The sequence below is a fragment of the Empedobacter sp. UBA1574 genome (assembly GCF_002322895.1).
Lineage (GTDB): Bacteria > Bacteroidota > Bacteroidia > Flavobacteriales > Weeksellaceae > Empedobacter > Empedobacter falsenii_B.
In genome coordinates this window covers 576-2,533 of the sequence record NZ_DCOI01000002.1, presented here as the reverse complement: position 1 = coordinate 2,533, position 1,958 = coordinate 576, and the positions used below count along the sequence as shown (strand labels likewise).

Here is a 1,958-nt window from a genome sequence, read left to right as displayed (position 1 = left end):
GACTTGTAAGCACAGACTTGATTTTTTTTGGTTCTTTTTTTTATCAAGATTCCCCAAAGGGTATATGAATTCATTTGAAAACAATAATAACTCATGAATAAAAATGAATGTAAAATTATTAATCAACTTGTAACAATTTATACCTAAGCTCCACTGGAGCTTCTCCTTTTAATTTCAAATGTTTTTGTGTCAAGACAAAAATGAACTTAAAGTAATTTCTATCACTTTTTTATTCATTACTTTTCTATTTTAATTATCGGTATTCATATGCCCTACGGGGAAATGAGTAAAAAAGTAATCAAAAAACTCTTGGCCGTAAACCTCTCTACTAAAAATGCCCTCATTTCACTAAAGATTTTAAAAACCCTACGGGCTAAAACCTTTTTAACGTTACATTCAAACATTTTCTTAACGTGAGAGATTTAATGCCTATATCTATATCCTTTTTCTATTTCAATTACACTTTTTAATAAGAAATTTATTTCATATTTAAAAAAAAAATCCTCCTAAGAAAACTTAAGAGGATTTGATTGATATTATATTTTTAAAAATTATTTTCCAAATACTTCTTTTACTTTAGCTGCAATTCTTTCTCGTTCTGCATCTGTTAAATTAGAACCAGAAGGTAAACATAATCCATTTTCGAATAATTCTTCGGCTACCGTTCCTCCATAATAAGGTGCATCAGCAAAAACAGGTTGCATATGCATTGGTTTCCATAATGGACGAGATTCGATATCATCTTCCAAGAATGCTAGACGCAAATCTTCACGCGTTTTCCCTGCTACCTTTGGATCAATTAAAATCGCTGACAACCAATGGTTAGAGAAATAATCAGAACTTGGTTCTACAAAAACAGTTACGCCATCAATATCCGCAAACAACTCTTGGTAGAATTTATTCATTGCACGACGAGCTGCTACTCTATCCGCTAAAACTTCCATTTGTCCACGACCGATACCCGCTGTAATATTACTCATACGGTAATTGTACCCAATATGTGAATGTTGATAATGAGGTGCATTATCGCGTGCTTGTGTTGCTAAAAATACCGCTTTATCTTTATCTTCTTGTGTATGCGAAACCAACGCTCCACCACCAGAAGTTGTAATAATTTTATTCCCGTTAAACGATAACGCTCCGAAACGTCCAAAAGTTCCACAAGCTTTACCTTTGAACGTAGAACCCAATGCCTCTGCAGCATCTTCAATCACAGGAATGTTATATTTTTCAGCTATAGCATGTACTTCATCAACCTTATAAGGCATTCCGTACAAATGAACAGCTAATATCGCCTTTGGTGTTTTTCCTTTTGCGATACGATCTTTAATTGCCTCTTCTAATGCAATTGGACAAAGATTCCATGTATCTTTTTCAGAATCAATAAAAACAGGTGTAGCTCCTTGATAAGCAATTGGATTTGCTGTTGCTGAGAATGTCATCGATTGACAGATTACCTCATCACCATGTGAAACTCCACATTCAATCAAAGCTAAATGAATTGCCGCTGTTCCTGCAGATAATGCTGCAACTTTTACATCTGTATTTAAGAAATTTTCTAAATCTGCTTCAAAACCATTGACGTTAGGTCCTAGTGGTGCAACCCAATTTGCATCGAATGCTTCGTGAATGTATTTTAATTCATTCCCCCCCATGTGAGGAGATGATAACCATATTTTTTCAGCCATTTTTTATAGTTGTTTTTGTTGTACAAATTTAATATAAAACTATGATTTTTGCTTCATGAGTTAGTCATAAAACTTCATAAAATAAAAAATCTTATCAATACTCTCTCAACCATTTTCTTAATGTGAGAGTTTTAATGCCGGATTTTCATCCTTTCTCAATATTCAAATTCCTTTTTAACAACATTTGAGATTAAAAATTCTTTAATGTCACTTTTTACTTGACTAAAAAGTAACCAAAAAGTCAAGGCCGTAAACCTCTCTACTAAAAAT

General features: G+C 33.0%; 1 protein-coding gene. It reads right to left on the bottom strand.

The features are described 5' to 3' along the window. Positions 1 to 551: 551 nt before the first annotated feature. Positions 552 to 1,688 carry a DegT/DnrJ/EryC1/StrS family aminotransferase gene (locus B3578_RS00205; RefSeq protein WP_291046115.1) on the bottom strand — a complete coding sequence of 379 codons (1,137 nt, stop codon included), beginning with the start codon at positions 1,686 to 1,688 and terminating at the stop codon, positions 552 to 554. Between the last annotated feature and the right edge of the window lie 270 nt (positions 1,689 to 1,958).

Coding starts and splice junctions, on each gene's coding strand:
- B3578_RS00205 (WP_291046115.1), bottom strand. CDS start 1,688: ATGGCTGAAAAAATATGGTTATCATCTCCTCACATGGGGGGGAATGAA.